The 19,640-nt window shown below is 73.0% G+C and carries 12 protein-coding genes; 6 read left to right on the plus strand and 6 right to left on the minus strand.

Features of this window, described 5'->3' with window-relative positions:
* Positions 1–38: 38 nt before the first annotated feature.
* Complete coding sequence (locus BLT67_RS02505; RefSeq protein ID WP_092665577.1) at positions 39–1,508, plus strand: HNH endonuclease; 1,470 nt, start codon at positions 39–41, stop codon at positions 1,506–1,508.
* Positions 1,509–1,848: 340 nt separating this feature from the next.
* On the plus strand, positions 1,849–3,291 hold the full coding sequence (locus tag BLT67_RS02510; RefSeq protein WP_092667477.1) for an MFS transporter: 1,443 nt from the start codon (positions 1,849–1,851) through the stop codon (positions 3,289–3,291).
* 84 nt (positions 3,292–3,375) lie between these two features.
* On the opposite strand, the gene BLT67_RS02515 is transcribed toward BLT67_RS02510, so the two are convergent.
* Both BLT67_RS02515 and BLT67_RS02520 read right to left on the minus strand, forming a co-directional pair.
* Positions 3,376–4,566, minus strand: a complete 1,191-nt coding sequence (locus BLT67_RS02515; protein WP_157674116.1) for a hypothetical protein — start codon at positions 4,564–4,566, stop codon at positions 3,376–3,378.
* Entirely contained in the window at positions 4,563–5,339 is a 777-nt protein-coding gene (locus BLT67_RS02520; protein WP_172801960.1) for an SDR family NAD(P)-dependent oxidoreductase, read from the minus strand. The genes BLT67_RS02515 and BLT67_RS02520 overlap by 4 nt, the downstream gene beginning before the upstream one ends.
* Positions 5,340–5,550: 211 nt before the next feature.
* Here BLT67_RS02520 and BLT67_RS02525 point away from each other — a divergent pair, with 211 nt between their 5' ends.
* Entirely contained in the window at positions 5,551–6,870 is a 1,320-nt protein-coding gene (locus BLT67_RS02525) for a bifunctional o-acetylhomoserine/o-acetylserine sulfhydrylase (RefSeq protein ID WP_092665579.1), read from the plus strand.
* Positions 6,871–6,893: 23 nt separating this feature from the next.
* Positions 6,894–8,129, plus strand: a complete 1,236-nt coding sequence (gene metX, locus BLT67_RS02530) for a homoserine O-acetyltransferase MetX (protein WP_092665580.1) — start codon at positions 6,894–6,896, stop codon at positions 8,127–8,129.
* A gap of 1,172 nt (positions 8,130–9,301) precedes the next feature.
* On the opposite strand, the gene BLT67_RS02540 is transcribed toward metX, so the two are convergent.
* From BLT67_RS02540 to BLT67_RS02555, 4 genes are all read right to left on the minus strand, one after another.
* Complete coding sequence (locus BLT67_RS02540) at positions 9,302–10,342, minus strand: hemolysin family protein (protein WP_092665581.1); 1,041 nt, start codon at positions 10,340–10,342, stop codon at positions 9,302–9,304.
* Positions 10,339–11,649 (minus strand): hemolysin family protein, encoded by a 1,311-nt coding sequence (locus BLT67_RS02545; RefSeq protein WP_092665582.1) that lies wholly within the window; start codon positions 11,647–11,649, stop codon positions 10,339–10,341. Before BLT67_RS02545 ends, BLT67_RS02540 begins: the two co-directional genes overlap by 4 nt.
* 111 nt (positions 11,650–11,760) lie before the next feature.
* On the minus strand, positions 11,761–13,203 hold the full coding sequence (gene guaB1 / locus BLT67_RS02550) for a GMP reductase (RefSeq protein WP_092665583.1): 1,443 nt from the start codon (positions 13,201–13,203) through the stop codon (positions 11,761–11,763).
* A 29-nt stretch (positions 13,204–13,232) separates the two neighbouring features.
* Entirely contained in the window at positions 13,233–14,822 is a 1,590-nt protein-coding gene (locus BLT67_RS02555; protein WP_172801961.1) for a bifunctional 3'-5' exonuclease/DNA polymerase, read from the minus strand.
* Positions 14,823–14,894: 72 nt separating this feature from the next.
* Here BLT67_RS02555 and BLT67_RS02560 point away from each other — a divergent pair, with 72 nt between their 5' ends.
* Complete coding sequence (locus BLT67_RS02560; RefSeq protein ID WP_092665584.1) at positions 14,895–15,401, plus strand: HNH endonuclease; 507 nt, start codon at positions 14,895–14,897, stop codon at positions 15,399–15,401.
* A 91-nt stretch (positions 15,402–15,492) separates the two neighbouring features.
* On the plus strand, positions 15,493–19,440 hold the full coding sequence (locus BLT67_RS02565) for a multifunctional oxoglutarate decarboxylase/oxoglutarate dehydrogenase thiamine pyrophosphate-binding subunit/dihydrolipoyllysine-residue succinyltransferase subunit (protein WP_092665585.1): 3,948 nt from the start codon (positions 15,493–15,495) through the stop codon (positions 19,438–19,440).
* The last annotated feature ends 200 nt before the right edge of the window (positions 19,441–19,640 follow it).

Consider the following 19,640-nt stretch of genomic DNA (forward strand, 5'->3'; position numbering starts at 1 on the left):
GGTCGGGCCGCGTGGGTGGCCCGTGGTTGCATGCCTGCATGACGACGGACGCGACGCCGCGGGACGGGCAGGAGCCCGAGCCCGTGCGCGGCTCCGGCGCCGACGGCCCCACGCCGCGCGACGTGTCCGAGACGGCGATGCGCGCGGTCGTCGAGATCGACGCCGCGATCGCGGGCCTGCAGGCGATGCGCACGCACCTGCTCGCCGGCATCGGCCACGTCGCGGTCGATGATGCGCTCGAGGAGCGCCTCGACCCGGCGGTGGGGCTGCGGGATGCCGCGTGCGAGCTGGGGCTGCGGCAGCGCCGCTCCGACCGCACCGTCGAGGCCGAGCTCAACGCCGCGATGGCCGACACGCAGCGGTGGCCCGCCACCGTGCGCGCGTGGGGCGACACCCGCATACACCGCGGCCACGTCGCCGTGATCGCGGAGATCGGCGCGCCGATCCAGGATCCGGCGGCGCGGGAGGCGTTCGAAGCGGCGCTGCTGCCGCACGCCGAGCAGACCACCCCGGGCCGACTGCGGGCGATCGCGCGGCGCGAGCTCGAGCAGCACCTGGCGGAGCCGCTCGTCGAGCGGCACCGCACCGCCCGCGAGCAGCGCGGCGTGTGGGTGAGCGACCTCGACGACGGCATGTCGATGCTGCGCGCGCTGCTGCCGACCGCGCTCGCGCACGGCATCCACGACCGCCTCACCCAGATGGCCAAGGCGTCGGTTCGGGCGCGCGCGGGCGCGCCGGACCGGGCTGCCGATGCCGCCGACACGCCCGGGAACGGCGCCGATGCCGTCGGTGAGGCGCCGGTCGGTGCCGACGGCGGCCGCGACCGGCGCACCTTCGACCAGCTGCGCGCCGACCTGCTGCGCGCCGACCTGCTGGCCGACCTGCTGCTGACCGCCGACCCCACCGACACCGGCCTGCACGGCATCCGCGCCGAGGTCAGCGTGCTCATCCCCGCACCCGTCCTCACCGGCGACAACGGTGACGGGGAGCCCATGGCGGGCCTCGAGGCGGCGGTCGCGCGGCTCGCGAACGGCGCACCGCTGGATCCGGAGACCGCCCGCATCCTCGCCGAGCGCGCCAGCAGCTGGGCGCGGCTGTTCACCGACCCGCTCACCGGCCAGGTGCTCGCCGTCGACTCCTACACGCCCTCCAGCCAGCTCAAGCGGCTGCTGCGTGCCCGCGACCAGCACTGCCGATGGCCAGGCTGCGGGCAGCGCGCCCGCCGCTGCGACATCGACCACACCAAGCCGTGGGCCGAGGGCGGCACGACCTGCCACGACAACCTCGCCCACCTCTGCAGACGCCACCACACCCTCAAAGGCGCCCAGCTCGCCCACGCCCGACGCTGGAAGGTGCGCCAGACCAGCCCAGGCGTGCTCGAGTTCACCTCGCCCACCGGCGACGTCTACACCGACGAGCCGCCGCAGACCGGACCGGTCTTCCGCGAGCACCACGACGCCTACTGGGGCGACACCACAGGCTCAGGTGCACCGAGCCGGCCCTTCTGACGACTGTCCCGTGCGCGCAGCCGTCACGACCCGCTCGACCATGGCGGCCGCCGCGACCCGAGCCATGTGTCCGGCGCGACCCGCTCTACCTCCGGGCGACCGCCGCGACCCGAGCCATGCGTCCGAAGCGACCCGCTCTACCCCTGGGCGACCGCCGCGAGCCGAACCCTGTGCCCCGAGCGATCCGGTCCGCGACCGCACGGGGCCCCTGCGTTCCAGACCCGCACAGCAGCCGCGCGAGCCGAGCCCATGCGCCCCGCCGCACGGGTCGCCGTGGCGCGTCCCAGGCCCGACGTGAGGATTCCTGCGATCCCGGTGCCATGATGCATCCGTGACGAGGATGCACGCCGTGCCGCTGGCACTCATCGGCTGGCTCGTGTGCGTCGAGCTGACGAGCGGCGTGCTGCAGGGCTACTACGTGACGCTCACGCCCGACATCGCGCGGCATCTCAGCGTGACCGATGCCGATGTCAACTGGTTCGAGGCAGGGCAGCTGCTGCTGTCGGCGCTCATGGTGCCGGTGCTCGCGAAGCTCGGCGACATGCACGGGCACAAGCGGATGCTGCTCGTCTCGACCGCCATCACGGCCGCCGCGAGCTGGTGGATGGCCTTCGCGGGCGACTTCTGGAGCTACCTCATCGCGTTCTCCCTCCAGGGCGCCTACACGGTGTGGCTGCCGCTCGAGGTCGCGCTCATCTTCGATCGCGGCCGACGGACCGGCGTCGCCCCCTCCGCGACGCGCCGTGCCGCGGGCCTCCTCGTCATCGCGCTCGAGGCCGGCGCCATCATCGGCGCGCTCGGCGCGGCCGCCGCGTTCGGCGCCTTCGGGGAGGCGATGCCCGCGACCCTGATGCTCCCGGCGGCGATGGTGACGCTCTGCTTCTTCGCGATCCTGTGGGGCGTACCCGAGTCCGAGCCGCTCCCGGGCCGCTCGCTCGACGCCGGCGGCTTCGTACTGCTCGCGCTGTCCCTGCTGACCATCACCTCGGGGCTCACGTTCCTCAAGCTCGGCGGGGTGGATGCGTGGTGGGGCTGGGCGGTGATGGCAGTCGGCGTGCTGCTGCTCGTGCCCTTCGGTCGGTGGGTGCTCGGCAAGGAGGACCCGGCGATCGACCTGCGCGTCATGCGCCGACCGGAGATGTGGCCGGTGCAGCTCACCGCCGGCCTCATCGGCGTGAGCCTGCTGGGCGCCCAGACGCCGCTCGCGACGTACGCGGGCACCGACCCGAGCCTCGGCTACGGGCTCGGCCTCGACGCATCCGGGCGCTCGATCCTCATCGGCGTCTATCTGCTCGCGCTCATCGTCGGCGCCGCTGCCCTCGCCGTGCTCTCGGCGCGCGTGCGGCCCAGGCTGCTGCTCATCGTCGCCTCGACGCTCGTCGGTGTCGGCTACCTGCTGCTCGTGCCGTTCCACCTGGAGGTGTGGCAGGTCTTCGCGTGCATGGCCGTCGCGGGCGTCGGCTCCGGCGCGCTCGTCGGCGCGCTGCCCGCGGCCGCGGCGGCCGCCGCACCGCGCGGCCAGACCGGCGTCGCGACGGCGATGACGAACACGACGAAGACCATCGGCGGCTCGTTCGCGTCGTCGATCTTCGCGATCGTGCTCGCGGTCCGCGCGATCGGCACCGCCGCGAGCCTCGGCGGCTACATCGTCGTGTGGATCATCTGCGGCGTCACCGCGCTCGTCGCCGCCGTCGGCCTCGTCGCGGTGCCGCGGTTGGCGTTCGCCGACCCCGAGCCCGTGCCCGAGCCGTCCGCCGGCGCCGCCGCGGCGTCCGAGGCATGACGGAGGCGGGCCGGACCACCGCCGCTCCCAACCCGCGCCGGTGTGGGAGCAGGTGTCGCGCACTTGCGACGCCCCCGCGCCGGATCAGTGACCGCGAGGCGCTTCTGCGCGTATCGGGGCGTTCGGCAGCAGCGCCTCGATGCTGTCGGCCATCGCGACGCAGCGCGCCGCCGAGCCGAAGAGCTCTGGCATGGGCACCCGAGTGCCGTCGTGCAGCCGCACCTCAAGGCCATACCAGACACCCGTGACAGGGACCATCCAGAGCATGGCTGGAATCGAAGGATCCCGGGTGATCTCGACCGACGAGATCGAGGAGAGCCGGATCGACTCCCAACCCGTCGCCCTGCGGATGCGCAGCTCGCCATCACGCGCCGACCATCGAGTAGCGAGCAGCAGCGCCAGCAGGATCCCCTGACACAGCACGATCAGGAGCAGCAGGACGCCGAAGACCCAACGCCATGCGCCTTCGGTGAAGCAGACCACGAGGACGCCCACGCCGACCCACGTCGCTCCGAGCACTGCAGGGCCCACTGTAAAGGCATCGCGGAGCACGGGCGGCCCTTGCGGCCGCTCGATCGGGCGCACCCGATCCTGCCGCGGCCGCGTTGGGCTCGGATGCTCTTCCCTCCGCCACGGACGAGGCTCGCTGGCCCCCCACGCCGCAGCGGCTCCCCAGCGCTCCCGCACCCGCCCACGCAACACATCCGCCGGATATGGAAGGCCTTGCTTGAAGCCGAACAGCGCGCCCTCCCGGACGAGCGCGAAGCGCACGGCCTGCCCGTCCTCGCCAGCGAGCGCGAGGAAGATCCCGTAGGGAGAATGCGAGCCGTCATCACTCACGACCTCAGCGGCAGCGATCTCCGTCACCGCCGACCAAGGGATCTCACACGTCGGGCTCGGGCGCCCTCCGCCCTCCCACAGCGTCACGCCGAAGTCATCGAAGCTCGCGGTCGTCATCCGACGGAACCACTGGCGCGGGCGGCGGGGCGTCGGCGCGAGGAAGAGCCAGTCCTGCGCCTGCATCATCAAGGGGACCACGATCGCGTCGGGCAGCGCGCTCCGCAGCACCTCCAGCCGGTACGCCGATCTCGCCATCAGCAGCAGCATGATCCCGGCGGTGGCCGGCACACCAAGCACCAGTCCGGCGAGCCTCGCGCCCGCGTTCTCGAAGAGCAGGGCCCAGAGGGCCAGGATCGGAACGGTTGTGAGGACCAGAGCGACGTACAGCCAGAGATGTCGGAACACGCGCAACGCTGGCGCGGATGCCGACGTCACGCGCCCCTCGCGACGAGCGGGCCCTTCGTGACGATCCACGGATGCGTCTGGGCGACGGGCTTGATGATGGTCTCGTCGACCGAGACGTGGCCGGGCAGCGCCAGGATGTCGGTCATCACGCGGGCGACGTCGTCGGCCGAGAGCGGGTCCTGCACGTCCTGGTACACCGCATCCGCCTTCGCCTTGTCGCCGCCGAAGCGCACGAGGCTGAACTCCTCGGTCCAGACCATGCCGGGCGCGACCTCCATCACGCGGATGGGCTCGCCCGCGAGCTCGAGCCGCAGCACGTCGACGAGCTGCTTCTCGGCCGACTTCGCGGCGTTGTAGCCAGAGCCGCCCGTGTACGGCACGGTCGCGGCGATCGACGTCACGACCATGACCTCGGCGTAGCCGCCGTCGGCGGTCGAGGCGCGCAGCAGCGGCAGCACGGCGTCGAGCACGCGCTTCGTGCCGATGACGTTCGCCTCGAACATCCAGCGCCAGTCGTCGATCGTCGTGTCGGCGATCGGGGCCGCGCCCTTCGCGCCGCCCGCCACCTGCACGAGGCCCGTGGGCCGGAACGCCGCGGCCGCCTCGGCGAAGGCGGCGACCGACGCCTCATCGGTGAGGTCGGCGACCGCCACGTCGCAGCCGATCTCGGCCGCGAGCGCCTCGAGCCGCTCGGCCCGCCGGGCCACGGCGAGCACCTGCCAGCCGCGGGCGACCGCTTGCCTCGCGACCGCCTCCCCGATCCCGCTCGACGCACCCGTGACGATCAACCGCTTCTCGCTCATGCCGCCATGCAAGCATCCGGCGCCTGCATGCGCCACTCGGGCGGGATGGCCAGGCAGGATGGCCGTGGCTCCCGGGAGGCCGCACGGCCCCGGCCGCAGTCCCGAGTGTTACGCCGTGCGACGCGGCGACCTGGTGGCGGATGCGGAACCGGCCCAGACTCGATCCACGACTTCAGGCCACCCGGCCGACCAGCCCAGCGAGGAGAGAGCCATGAGCGACTGGAAGTTCGAGACCCTGCAGGTGCACGCGGGCGCTCGGCCCGACCCGACCACCAAGGCGCGCATCACGCCGGTCTACCGCACGACGTCGTACGTCTTCGACAGCACCGACCACGCAGCGCGGCTGTTCGGGCTCGCCGAGACGGGCAACATCTACTCGCGCATCATGAACCCGACGAACGACGTCGTCGAGCAGCGCATCGCCGCGCTCGAGGGCGGCACCGCGGCGCTGCTGCTCGCCTCGGGCCAGTCGGCGACGACCTACGCGATCCTCAACATCGCGCAGGCCGGCGACCACATCGTCTCGTCGTCGTCGATCTACGGCGGCACCTACAACCTCTTCCACTTCACGCTGCGGAAGCTCGGCGTCGAGGTCACGTTCGTCGAGGACCAGGACGACCTCGACGAGTGGCGCCGCGCCATCCGCCCGAACACCAAGGCGCTCTTCGGCGAGACGATCGGCAACCCGCGCATCAACCTGCTCGACATCGCCGGCGTCTCGGGCGTCGCGCACGAGGCGGGCGTGCCGCTCATCGTCGACAACACGATCGCGACCCCGTACCTCATCCGCCCGCTCGAGCACGGCGCCGACATCGTCGTGCACTCGGCGACGAAGTTCCTCGGCGGCCACGGCTCAGTCGTCGCTGGCGTCATCGTCGACGGCGGCCGCTTCGCGTGGTCGGAGTCGGACAAGTTCCCCGGCCTCACGACCCCCGACGAGTCGTACCACGGCGTCACCTTCACCGAGGCGCTCGGCGACGCGATCGCCTACATCATCAAGGCGCGCGTGACGCTCCTGCGCGACGTCGGCGCATCCGCCGCCCCCGACTCGGCGTGGCAGCTGCTGCAGGGCATCGAGACGCTCTCGCTGCGCGTCGACCGGCACGTCGCCAACGCGACCGCGGTCGCGCAGTTCCTCGAGGCGCACCCGCAGGTCGCCCAGGTGCACTACGCGGGCCTGCCCTCGAGCCCCTGGCACGAGCGCGGCACGCAGCTCGCGCCGCGCGGCACCGGCGCCGTGCTCTCGTTCGAGCTCGTCGGCGGCGTCGAGGCAGGCAAGGCGCTCGTCGAGGCGCTCGAGCTCTTCAGCCACCTCGCCAACATCGGCGACGTGCGCTCGCTCGTCATCCACCCGGCGTCGACGACGCACGCGCAGCTCACGCCCGAGCAGCAGCTCACGGCCGGCGTGACGCCCGGTCTCGTGCGGCTCTCGGTCGGCATCGAGCACGCCGACGACCTGATCGCCGACCTCAGCCGGGGCCTCGACGCGGCCGCCGAGCGCGCCCGCGCCCTCGAGGCGACGACCGCCTGAGCCGAGCGGAAGGGCGGGCACCGATGGACTGGCAGCTGAGCGACGACGCGCAGCCAGCCGCCAGGGTGCCCGCCTCCCGCCTGCTCGAGGGTTCGCACGGCATCGACGGCTCGCCCTCCCCCGGCGACGTGCGGCCCGTCCCCGTCACGGGCGCCTGGCGCCCCGGCGACGACCCGGGCGATCGGCGGTTCGCCCGCATCGGCGACCTCGACGCCGAGGCCGGCGGCACGGTCGCGGATGCGGTGGTCGCGTACGAGACGTGGGGTCGCCTGAACGAGGCCGCCGACAACGCCGTGCTCGTGCTCCACGCGCTCACGGGCGACAGCCACGTGCGCGGCCCCGCCGGCCCCGGCCACGTCACGGCCGGCTGGTGGGAGGACGTCGTCGGCCCCAGGCTCGCGATCGACACCGACCGCCACTTCGTCGTCGCGCCCAACATGCTCGGCGGCTGCCAGGGCTCCACCGGCCCCGCGTCGCTCGCCCCCGACGGCCGCGAGTGGGGCTCGCGGTTCCCGCGCGTCACGGTGCGCGACCAGGTCGAGGCCCAGCGGCGGCTCGCCGACCGCCTCGGCATCCGCCGCTGGCACGCCGTCGTCGGCGGCTCGATGGGCGGCATGCACGCCCTCGAGTGGGCGATCGAGCATCCCGACCGAGTCGGTGCGACGGCGCTGCTCGCCTCCAACGCCGCGACGAGCGCCGACCAGATCGCGCAGAACACCCTGCAGATCGAGGCGATCACGACCGACGCCGGCTGGCTCGGCGGCGACTTCTACGACCTGCCCGGCCACGCCGGTCCCGCGCGCGGCCTCGCCCTCGCGCGCCGCATGGCGATGCTCGGCTACCGCTCGCAGCAGGAGCTCAACGAGCGCTTCCGGCGCGAGTGGCAGTCGAGCGTCGACCCGCTCGCGGGCGGGCGGTTCCAGGTGGAGTCGTACCTCGACGTGCACGGCAACCGCTTCACCCGCCGCTTCGACGCCGGCTCGTACGTGCGGCTCGTGGACGCGATGTCGACGCACGACGTCGGCCGCGGGCGCGGGGGCGTCGAGGCGGCGCTCGAGCGCGTCACGTCACCGACGCTCGTCGTCGGCATCTCGAGCGACCGGCTCTTCCCCGTCGCCGACCAGCAGCGGCTCGCCGCCGGCATCCCCACGAGCGTCTCCGGCGCCGAGCCGATCGTGCTCGAGAGCGGCTTCGGCCACGACGCCTTCCTCATCGAGTCGGGCCGCGTGGGCGACCTGCTCGCGTCGCTCATCGGCTGAGAGCGCGAACGGTCCGCGGCGCGTCGCCCGCACGAGCATCCAGACCGCGCCGACGAGGATGCCGACGTGCACGAGGTTGCGCGCCGTGAGCAGCAGCACCGCGAGCGGGTCGCCGGTGACGAGCCAGCCGTAGGTCCAGGGGTACTGCACCTGGGTCAGCACGCCGACCGCCGCGATCGCGCCGACCCCGATCCAGTGCCGCCGGGCGCCGAGCTCGGCGAGCAGCAGCGCGGGCACGGTGAGCCAGAGCACGAACTGGGGCGAGCCGACCTTGTTCGTGACGATCATCGCGGCGACGAGCGCGACCGCGAGCCACACGACGGCCTCGCGCCCGTGGTCGCGCCGCACGGCGAGCGCGCCGAGCGCGCACAGCGCGAGCACCGCGACGACGAGCACGGGCGTCGAGAGCGCCGCGATGCGGCCGACGCCGTCGAAGTCGACCTGGAAGGTGAGGATCTGGCGGTCGTAGTAGACGTACGCGTCGCCGGCGCCCACGAGCCACATCGCGGGCGTCGCGGCGACCGCCTCGATCTGGAGACCCCGGTCGCCCTGCTCGAGCAGGAACGAGAGCGCCTGCTGCGAGCCGAGCAGCGCGGCGACGCCGAGCACGGCGGCCGAGACGGTCGCGCCGGCCGCGAGGATCCAGCGCCGCGGCCGCCGGGCGATGAGCAGCGCGAGGTAGAGGGCGCCGGGCCACACCTTCATCCACGCGCCCGCGGTGAACGCCGCGGCCGCGCAGCCCGTGCGGCCGCTGCGCAGCACCGCGACGCCGATGATGCTCACTGCGACCGCGACCGTGTCGATGCGGCCGAGCGCGACCGGCCCGAGCGCGAGCTGCAGCCCGAGCCAGGTGAGCGCGAGCAGCCGGCCCCTCGGCACCCGCAGCAGCATGCCGAACGCGACCGCGTCGAGGGCCGTGACGACGAGCATCCACACGAGCGGCAGCGCATCCGGCCCCGCGACGCCCGCGGCGAGGATCGGCGCCCACGCGAGCAGCGGGTAGACCCACGGGGCGTCGATGCCGAGCCACTCGCCGTCGAGCCCCTCCCGCAGCCAGAACGGGTAGACCGAGACGACGTCGCCGTAGGCGCTCGACACGCTCGGCAGGTTGAGGATCGCGAGCAGGCCGTGCACGAGGCCGAACGCGAGCCACAGCCACGCGTGCCCCCGCGTCAGAAGAGCCTCCGCGTCGCGTCGCGCACCTCGCCGACGAGCTCCTCGATGATGTCCTCGAGGAACAGCAGGCCCGTCGTCTCGCCGTGCTCGTCGAACGAGCGGGCGATGTGGGCGCCCGTCGAGCGCATGAGCGCGAGCGCGTCCTCCACCTCGGCGCCCTCGTAGATCGAGGCGAGCTGGCGGATGCGCTTGGCCGGCACGGGCAGGTCGGCGTGCGCGTCGTCGGCGCCGAGCACATCCTTGATGTGCACGTAGCCGGCCGGCAGGCCCTCCTCGTCGGCGACGATGTAGCGCGAGAAGCCCCGCTCGCGCACGGCCGCCTCGACGTCGGCCGGGGTCGCGCCCGCCGGCAGCGTGACGATCTCCTCGAGCGGCAGCGCCACCTCGCGCACGCGGCGCTCGGTGAACTCGAACGTGCGGCTGATCGCGCCGGTCGGGTCGAACAGCAGCCCCTCGCGCTTCGAGGTCTCGACGATCGTCTCGACCTCGTCGATCGTGAACGCGCTCGCGGCCTCGTCGACCGGCTGCACCCGGAAGAGGCGCAGGATGGCGTTCGCGACGCCGTTCATCGCCCAGATGACGGGCTTGAAGATGCGCGAGATGAGCACGAGCGGCGGCGCGAGCAGCAGCACCGCGCGGTCGGGCACCGAGAACGCGGCGTTCTTCGGCACCATCTCGCCCAGCACGACGTGCAGGTACGTCACGAGCAGCAGCGCGATGACGAAGGCGACGACCGAGACGACCTCGGGCGCGAGGCCCGTCCACTCGAGCGGGCCCTCGAGCAGGTGGTGGATCGCCGGCTCCGAGACGTTGAGGATGAGCAGCGAGCAGACCGTGATGCCCAGCTGGCACATCGCGAGCATGAGCGAGACGTGCTCCATCGCCCACAGCGCGAGCTTCGCCGCCCGGTTGCCGCGGTCGGCGAGGGGCTCGATCTGGGAGCGCTTGGCGGAGATGACGGCGAACTCGGCGCCGACGAAGAAGGCGTTGGCGATCAGCAGGATGACCAGCCACATGATGCCGAGCCAGTCGTTCATCGCTCGCCCTCCTCGTCTGCCGGGCGGTCGATGTGGCGCACGCGGTCGACGCGGCGCCCGTCGACGCGCTCGACGCGGAGCGTGCCGCTGTCGATCTCGACGGTGTCGCCGACGGCCGGGAGCGAGCCGAGGCTCGCCATGATGAAGCCGCCGACGGTCTCGTAGGGGCCGTCCTCGGGGATCGCGATGCGCGCGCGCTCGAGCAGCTCGTCGGGGCGGAACTCGCCCGGGAAGGTCACCCATCCGGGGCCCTGGATCACGTCGACGTGCAGGCGGTCGTGCTCGTCCGCGACCTCGCCGACGACCTCCTCGACGAGGTCCTCGAGGGTCGCAATGCCCGCGGTGCCGCCGTACTCGTCGATCACGATCGCGAGCTGGTAGCCGCGCTCCTTGAGATCCGACAGCAGCGCGTCGAGGCGCACCGACTCGGGCACGCGGTGCGGCTCCTCGGCGATCGCGGCGACCGGCACGTCGGCGCGTCGCTCGCGCGGCACCGAGATGGCCTGCTTGATGTGGGCGATGCCGATGACCTCGTCGAGGTCGCCGTCGATCACCGGGAAGCGCGATAGGCCCGTGCGGTGGGCGAGCGCGACGAGGTCGGCGACCGAGTCGCTGCGCTCGATCGCCTCGACGCGCGGACGGGGCGTCATGACGTCGCCCGCCGAGAGCTCCGAGAAGCGCAGCGTGCGGGCGAGGAGCGTCGCAGCCCCCGCCTCGAGCGCGCCCTCCATGGCGCTGCGGCGCACGAGGCTCGTGAGCTCGTCGGCCGTGCGGGCGCCCGAGAGCTCCTCCTTCGGCTCGATGCCGATCGAGCGCAGGATGCCGTTGGCCGAGCCGTTGAGCGCGAGCACGGCCGGCTTGAAGACGGCCGTGAAGGCGCGCTGGAAGGGCGTGACGCCGATCGCGGTGCCGAGCGGCTTCGCGAGCGCGAGGTTCTTGGGCACGAGCTCGCCGACGATCATCGACAGGATCGTGGCGCCGGTCATCGCGATGACGCTCGCGAGCGGGGCGGCGAAGCCCTCAGCCAGCCCCCACGACACGAGCACCGGCGTGAGCAGGCGCGAGATCGCGGGCTCCATCGTGTAGCCGGTGAGCAGCGTCGTGAGCGTGATGCCCAGCTGCGCGCTCGAGAGGTGCGTCGAGGTCTGCCGGAGCGCCTTGATGGTGCCCGCCAGGCGCGACTCGCCGCGATCGCGACGGGCTTCGAGCTCCGCGCGGTCGAGGTTGACGAGCGCGAACTCGCTGGCGACGAAGAGGCCGGTTCCGATCGTCAGGACGACGCCGATGCTGATGAGGATGAGGTCCATCAGCCGATCGGTTCCGGCACGGGACTATGACTGTGGTCGTCGTTCACGCGCGGCATCCTATCGGTCGGCGCCCCGCATCCGCTCGGTGGGAGCCTCGACGCGCTCGGCGCGTCACCAGCTGACCGGCAGCGCCTTGCCCTCCTCGTAGCCCGCCGCCGACTGCACGCCGACGCGCGCGCGCTCGCGGAACTCGGGCACCGTCGCCGCGCCCGCGTACGTGAACGACGAGCGCACGCCGGAGGTGATCATGTCGACGAGGTCCTCGACGCTCGGCCGCTGCGGGTCGAGGAGGATCGTCGACGACGAGATGCCCTCGGCGAAGAGCGTCTTCCGCGCGAGCTCGTACGCGTCGAGGCCGGCGTTGCGGCCGAGCACGGCCTTGGTCGACGCCATGCCCCACGACTCCTTGTAGAGGCGGCCGCGGTCGTCGCGCTGCAGGCGGCCGGGTGCCTCGATCGTGCCGGCGAACCAGCTGCCCACCATGACGCTCGAGGCGCCCGCGGCGAGCGCGAGCGCGACGTCGCGCGGGTAGCGCACCCCGCCGTCGGCCCACACCCGCGCGCCCACCTCGATCGCGGCGGCCGCGGTGTCGAGCACGGCCGAGAACTGCGGTCGCCCCACCGCCGTCATCATGCGCGTCGTGCACATCGCGCCGGGCCCGACGCCGACCTTGAGGATCGAGGCGCCGGCGGCGGCGAGGTCGCGCACGCCGTCGGCCGAGACGACGTTGCCCGCTGCGACCGGGATCGCGTCGCCGACCGCGGCGCGCACGGCCTCGAGGGCGCGCAGCATGCCGCCCTGGTGCCCGTGCGCCGTGTCGACGACGACGACGTCGGCGCCCGCGTCGACGAGCGCCTTGGCCTTCTGCCCGGGGTCGCCGTTGATGCCGACCGCGACGGCGACCGAGAGGCGGCCGGATGCGTCGAGCGCCGGCGTGTAGATGTCGGCGCGGAGCGCGCCGAGCCGCGAGGCGATGCCGACGCACCGGCCGTCCTCGACGACCGGGGCGACGTCGACGCCCTCGCGCTCGAGCGCGGCGAACATCGTGCGGCCGTCGACGGCCTCGGCCATGGTGAGCGCAGGCAGGTGCGAGTGCAGCAGGTCGCCGAGCGTCGCGTCGGGCAGCGCCGAGGCGAGCCGCTCGGCCGGGATCGCGCCGAGCAGCATGCCCTCGGCATCCTCGACCACCACCGCGTGGCCGGCGATCGCGGGCACGCGCCGCGTGACGTCGAGCACGATGTCGGTCGGCGCCGCGCGGTGGGGCGACTCGAGGCCGATCGGCTGCGCCTTGACCCAGTCGATGCCGGCGATCGTCTCCTCGAGCGGCGGATCCTGCGTCAGCACGGCGAGGCCGCCGCGGCGCGCGAGGGTCGCCGCCATGCGGGGGCCGGTGACCGAGTTCATGTTGGAGGCGACGATCGGGAGCGTCGCGCTCGTGCCGTCGTCGGGCGAGAGGTCGACCGACATGCGGGAGCCGACATCGCTGCGGCTGGGGACGAGGAAGACGTCGGAGTAGGTGAGGTCGTGCTCCGGGACGTCGTCGATGAAGCGCATGGCTCCAGGGTAGGCGTGCCGGGGCGCGCTCAGCCCTTCGCCTGGCTCCAGTCGGCGACGACGGCGGTCTGCACGGGGAACTCGATCGGGAAGGCGCCGAAGAGCATGCGGCCAGCGTCGGCCGCGGCCTCGCGCACCGACGCGGCCACCGCATCCGCCGCCTCCTCGGGCGCGTGCACGATGACCTCGTCGTGGAGGAAGCACACGAGCGCCGCCCCCTCGATGTCGCGGATGGCGCGGCGGATGCCCGCCATCCACGCGAGCGCCCACTCGGCGGCGGTGCCCTGCACCACGAAGTTGCGCGTGAAGCGGCCCCACGCGCGCGCTTGCCGCAGGCCGCGCTCGTCGTCCCGCCAGCGGGGCGGCAGGGGCGACGTGCGGCCGAGCCACGTGCGCACGCGCTCGCGGCGCTCCCCTGCGCGCGCCGCGGCCTCGACGACGCCCATCGCCCGCGGGTAGGCGCGCGCGAGCCGCGGGAGGACGACGGCCGACTCCCCCGTCGTGCCGCCGTAGAGCGCGCCGAGCATCCCGATCTTGGCCTGCTGGCGGCTGTCGACGACGCCGCGGTCGACGAGGCCCTGGTAGAGGTCGGTGCCGCGGCCGGCCGCCGCGAGCGCCTGGTCGCGCGCGATCGCGGCGAGCGCGCGCGGCTCGAGCTGCGCGGCGTCGGCGACGACGAGCCGCATGCCGGGCTCGGCGGCGACCGCCGCGCGGATCTGCCGCGCGATCTGCATCGCCCCCGATCCCTCGGTCGCCCAGCGGCCGGTGACGACGCCGCCGGGCACGTACTCGATCGCGAGGCGCGTGCGGCCCTGCGCGTCGGCGCGCGCCCAGCGCTGCGCCCACGCGCGGCCGTTCGCGGTGTGCAGGCGCGCGAGGTGCTTGTACTCGATGAGCGGTGCGATGACCGGGTGGTCGTGCTCGCGCAGCTCCCACCGCGCTGTCGAGGCGACGTCGAGCCCCGCGCGCCGCAGCGCCTTCAGCACCTCCTGCGGCGAGTCGGGGTTGAGCGACGGCGCGCCGAGGGCGTCGCGCACCTGCGCGGCGAGCGCCTCCATGCCGAGCGGCCGATCGCCCGGGCCCCCGCCCGCGGGCGGCTCGCCGAGCGCCTCGGCGAGCAGCGCGTCGTGCCGAGCGCGATCGAACGGCAGCCCCTGGCGGCTCAGCTCGACCGCGATGACCGCGCCCATCGACTCGGCGGCCGCGAGCATCCGCAAGCCAGCGTCGTCGCCGATCGCGGCCTCCTGCGCGGCGAGCTGGCCAGCGAGCTCGTCGAGCGGCTCGGCATCGGGCGCGAGCGAGAAGAGTCCCTCCGCCTCGGCCCGCAGCGCGCGCGACCAGCGCTCCTCGGCCGGGAGCCCGCGGGCGTCGACGAGGATGCGGTGCACGAGCCGCACGTCGCGCACGCGCTCGAGCCGCACGCCGGCGTCGAGGAGCGCCGGCACGGCCGACCGGGCATCCTGCCAGACGATGCGCGCACGCGGCGCCGAGAGCCGCGCATCGTGGGCGACGTGCGCGCGGTCGTGCACCGCCGCATCCGTCGCCCGACCGCCGACGAGGGTCGCCACGGCGATGCGCTCGCCGCGATCGAGGGGCACGACGCCCACATCCGTGGCCATACCGGAACGCTAGTCGGCGGGTCCGACACCCGCCGTTCACCGAAGCGCGGCAAGATGGTGTCGGAGACAGCGATGACAGCGCAGGTTGTGGTGCTCAACGCGACGCTCGAGCCGATCGGCGTCGCTTCGCTGCAGCGCGCCGTGGCCTTCATCGTGAAGGAGCGCGCGCAGGTCATGCTCGCGGGCGACGGCACGATCCGGTCGAACTCGCTCGAGCTGCCCGTGCCGCGCGTCGTGGTCTTCAACGACTACGTGCAGATCCCGCACACGCGGCTCTACGACCGCATGCCGTGGACGCGCCGCGGCGTCCTCGACCGCGACCGCCGCCGCTGCGCCTACTGCGGGGGCCCGGGCGCGACCATCGACCACATCCAGCCCGTCTCGCGCGGCGGGGAGTCGAGCTGGCTCAACACCATCACCGCGTGCGTCGCGTGCAACGGCGCGAAGGGCAACCGGACGCCCGCGGAGGCCGGCATGCCGCTGCGGTTCGAGCCGCGCGTGGTGTGGCGGCGCGAGGTGATGATGCTCGCCGTCGAGGCGGCGGGCGTCGACCTGCAGGCCCTCGGGCTCGCCCGCTGACCGCCGCGCTCGACCCTGAGCGCCGTGGCGCCGGGCCGCTCGGGAGCGCCACTATGCTGGTGGGCAGTGTCGCCGCAGGCCTCCCTGCGGCATGCCCGGAGAATCGAAAGAGGCGATCGATACCGTGTCCACCCCTGCGGACGACAACGATTTCGGAGCGAACGAGTGGCTCGTCGAGGAGCAGTACCAGCTCTTCGCGAAGGACAAGGACTCGGTGGCCCGATCGTGGTGGCCCATCCTGGAGCGGTACGCGGCGCAGCGTGACGCGGGAGGCGCGGCGACGAGCATGAGCGAGCGCCCCGAGCGGCCCGCGTCGCAGGGCGCCGCGCCTGAGGCCACGGCGCAGCAGTCGCAGGCGTCGCAGCCCCAGGGCGGGACGGAGCAGGCGGATGCGCCCAGGGCCGAGTCGGCGAAGGCCCCGGCCGCCCCGTCGAAGCCGACGCCGCCGCGCCGGCCGGTGCGCAACGAGTCGCGCCCCGAGCAGCCCGTCGACTCGGGCGAGGGGCAGCGCGCCCAGGACGCGCCCCGCGAGGACACCGAGGGCCAGGCCGAGACGCCCGCCCCCGCCGCGAAGGGCGACGGCGGCATCGTCGCCAAGACGACCGCGCAGGCCGCCCGCCCGACCCCCGTTCCGGCGGATGCGCCCACCGCTCAGGCGAAGAAGGAGCAGGCGCAGAAGGACGAGAAGGCGCAGTCGGCCGACGCCAAGCCCGCCGACGAGCCCGTCGTCACGACCCTGCGCGGCATGCCCAAGACCCTCGCCGCCAACATGGACAAGTCGCTGACGATGCCGACCGCCACGAGCGTGCGCACGGTGCCGGCGAAGCTCATGATCGATCAGCGCATCGTCATCAACAACCACCTGCGACGCACGCGCGGCGGCAAGGTGTCGTTCACGCACATCATCGGCTACGCGCTCGTGCAGGCGCTCAAGGCCTTCCCGAGCCAGAACGTCTACTACGACGTCGTCGACGGCAAGCCGGCGATGATCGCGCCGCCGCACATCAACCTCGGCATCGCGATCGACATCCCCAAGCCCGACGGCACCCGCGCGCTGCTCGTGCCGAGCATCAAGGCGTGCGAGACGATGGACTTCTCGGAGTTCGTCGAGGCGTACGAGGCGCTCGTGAAGAAGGCGCGCGCGAACAAGCTCGACGCGGGCGACTTCGCGGGCACGACGATCTCGCTCACGAACCCCGGCGGCATCGGCACCGTGCACTCGGTGCCGCGCCTCATGCCCGGCCAGGGCTGCATCATCGGCGTCGGCGCGCTCGACTACTCGGCCGAGTTCATGGGCGCGAGCCCCGAGCGGCTGGCGGATGCGGGCGTCGGCAAGACCGTGACCCTCACATCGACCTACGACCACCGCGTCATCCAGGGCGCCGGCTCGGGCGAGTTCCTGAAGATCGTGCACGGCCTCATCGTCGGCGAGCAGGACTTCTACCGCGACATCTTCGCCGACCTGCGCATCCCCTACGAGCCGATCAAGTGGTCGACCGACGTCTCGGTGCGCGAGGCGGACGAGCTCTCGAAGCAGACGCGCGTGACGCAGCTCATCAACGCGTTCCGGGTGCGCGGCCACCTCATGGCCGACATCGACCCGCTCGAGTTCGTGCAGCGCACGCACCCGGACCTCGAGATCGAGCAGCACGGCCTCTCGTTCTGGGACCTCGACCGCGAGTTCGTCACCGGCGGCTTCGGCGGCAAGCGCTCTGCGCTGCTGCGCGACATCCTCGGCGTGCTGCGCGACTCGTACTGCCGCACGATCGGCGTCGAGTACATGCACATCGCCGACCCGGCGCAGCGCGCGTGGTTCCAGAGCCACCTCGAGGTGCCCTACGTCAAGCCCACGCACGACGAGCAGATGCGGATCCTGCGCAAGCTCAACGAGGCCGAGGCGTTCGAGACGTTCCTGCAGACGAAGTACGTCGGCCAGAAGCGCTTCTCGCTCGAGGGCGCCGAGTCGATGATCGCCTTCCTCGACGCGCTGCTCGCCGGCGCCGCCGAGGCGGGCCTCGACGAGGTCGCGATCGGCATGCCGCACCGCGGCCGCCTCAACGTGCTCACCTCGATCGCCGGCAAGACGTACGGCCAGGTGTTCCAGGAGTTCGAGGGCGCCGCCGTCTTCCAGGGCTCGGGCGACGTGAAGTACCACCTCGGCAACGCGGGCGAGTTCACCGCCGCCGACGGCTCGACGGTCCCCGTGTACCTCGCCGCGAACCCCTCGCACCTCGAGGCGGTCAACGGCGTGCTCGAGGGCATCGTGCGCGCGAAGCAGGACCGCATCGGCGACGGCGAGCACAGCGTGCTGCCCGTGCTCGTGCACGGCGATGCGGCGAACGCCGGCCAGGGCGTCGTGTTCGAGACGCACCAGCTCTCGCAGCTGCGCGCGTACAAGACCGGCGGCACCGTGCACCTCGTCGTGAACAACCAGGTCGGCTTCACGACCCCGCCGAGCGAGTCGCGCTCGTCGACCTACGCGACCGATGTCGCGAAGTCGATCCACGCGCCGATCCTGCACGTGAACGGCGACGACCCCGAGGCGGTGGTGCGCGTGGCAGAGCTCGCGTTCCAGTACCGCCAGGAGTTCAAGCGCGACATCGTCATCGACCTCATCTGCTACCGCCGCCGCGGGCACAACGAGGGCGACGACCCCACCATGACGCAGCCGCTCATGTACTCGCTCATCGAGCAGAAGCGCTCCGTGCGCACCCTCTACGCCGAGAACCTCGTCGGCCGCGGTGACATCACCAAGGAGGAGTACGAGGCGGCGCAGGCCGACTTCCAGGGCAAGCTCGAGCGCGCCTTCATGGAGACGCACGCCGCCGCGACCGGCTCGATGCCGATCGTGCCCGCCGAGCCCGCCGAGGCCACGGGCGAGCCCGAGGCCACCGGCGTCGACGCATCCGTCATCCACGCGATCGGCGACGCGCACGGCAACCCGCCCGAGGCGTTCACCGTGCACCCGAAGGTGCGCCAGGTGCTCGACAAGCGCGTCAAGGCGAGCCGCGAGGGCGGCATCGACTGGGCGTTCGGCGAGCTGCTCGCGCTCGGCTCGCTGCTGCTCGAGGGCACGCCCGTGCGCATGTCGGGCCAGGACACGCGTCGCGGCACGTTCGTGCAGCGCCACGCCGTCATGCACGACCGCCGCAACGGCCAGGAGTGGCTGCCGCTGGCCAACCTCGGGCCCGACCAGGCCCGGCTGTCGATCTACGACTCGCTGCTGAGCGAGTACGCGGCGATGGCGTTCGAGTACGGCTACTCGGTCGAGCGCCCCGACGCGCTCGTGCTGTGGGAGGCGCAGTTCGGCGACTTCGCCAACGGCGCGCAGATCGTCATCGACGAGTTCATCGCGTCGGCCGAGCAGAAGTGGAACCAGCACTCCTCGCTCGTGCTGCTGCTGCCGCACGGCTACGAGGGCGCCGGCCCCGACCACTCGTCGGGCCGCATCGAGCGCTTCCTCCAGCTCTCCGCCGAGAACAACATGACGGTCGCGCGGCCCTCGACGCCGGCGAACCACTTCCACCTGCTGCGCCGCCAGGCGTACGCGCGGCCCCGCCGCCCGCTCGTGGTCTTCACGCCGAAGGCGATGCTGCGGCTGCGGGATGCGACGAGCTCGGTCGAGGAGTTCACCTCCGGCCGCTTCCAGACGGTGATCGACGACCAGCAGGTGCAGGACGCCGGCGCCGTCACGCGCGTGCTCCTCCACTCGGGCAAGATCCACTACGACCTGAAGGCCGAGCTCGCGAAGCGCGGCCGCAGCGACGTGGCGCTCGTGCGCGTCGAGCAGCTCTACCCGCTGCCGATCGACGAGATCAACGCCGTGGTCGACCGCTACCCGAACGCCGAGCTCGTCTGGGTGCAGGAGGAGCCGCTCAACCAGGGCGCCTGGCCGTTCGTGCACCTCGTGCTCCCCCGCCACCTGCACGGCCGCACGCTCAAGGTCGTCGGCCGCCCGCAGTCGGCGAGCCCGGCGACCGGCTCGGCCAAGCGCTCGGCGCGCGAGCTCACGACGATCCTGGAGTCGGCCCTCGGCTGATCGAGCGATCCTCGGTTCGCGCTGAGCAAGCGCTCAGCCCCACCCGCAGATCCCCCCACGATTCCGGTCGAGGGGGGATCTGCGCTTGTCGCGCCCGCGACCCGTGCCTACGTTTGGAAACAGTGTTACCAGTGGTCGGCGACGGCGCCGATGTGCGGGGAAGCAGGTGGTCCAGGTGCAGCGAGTCGCGCGGCCGGTTG

It is taken from the genome of Agrococcus carbonis (genome assembly GCF_900104705.1).
GTDB classification, from domain to species: domain Bacteria; phylum Actinomycetota; class Actinomycetes; order Actinomycetales; family Microbacteriaceae; genus Agrococcus; species Agrococcus carbonis.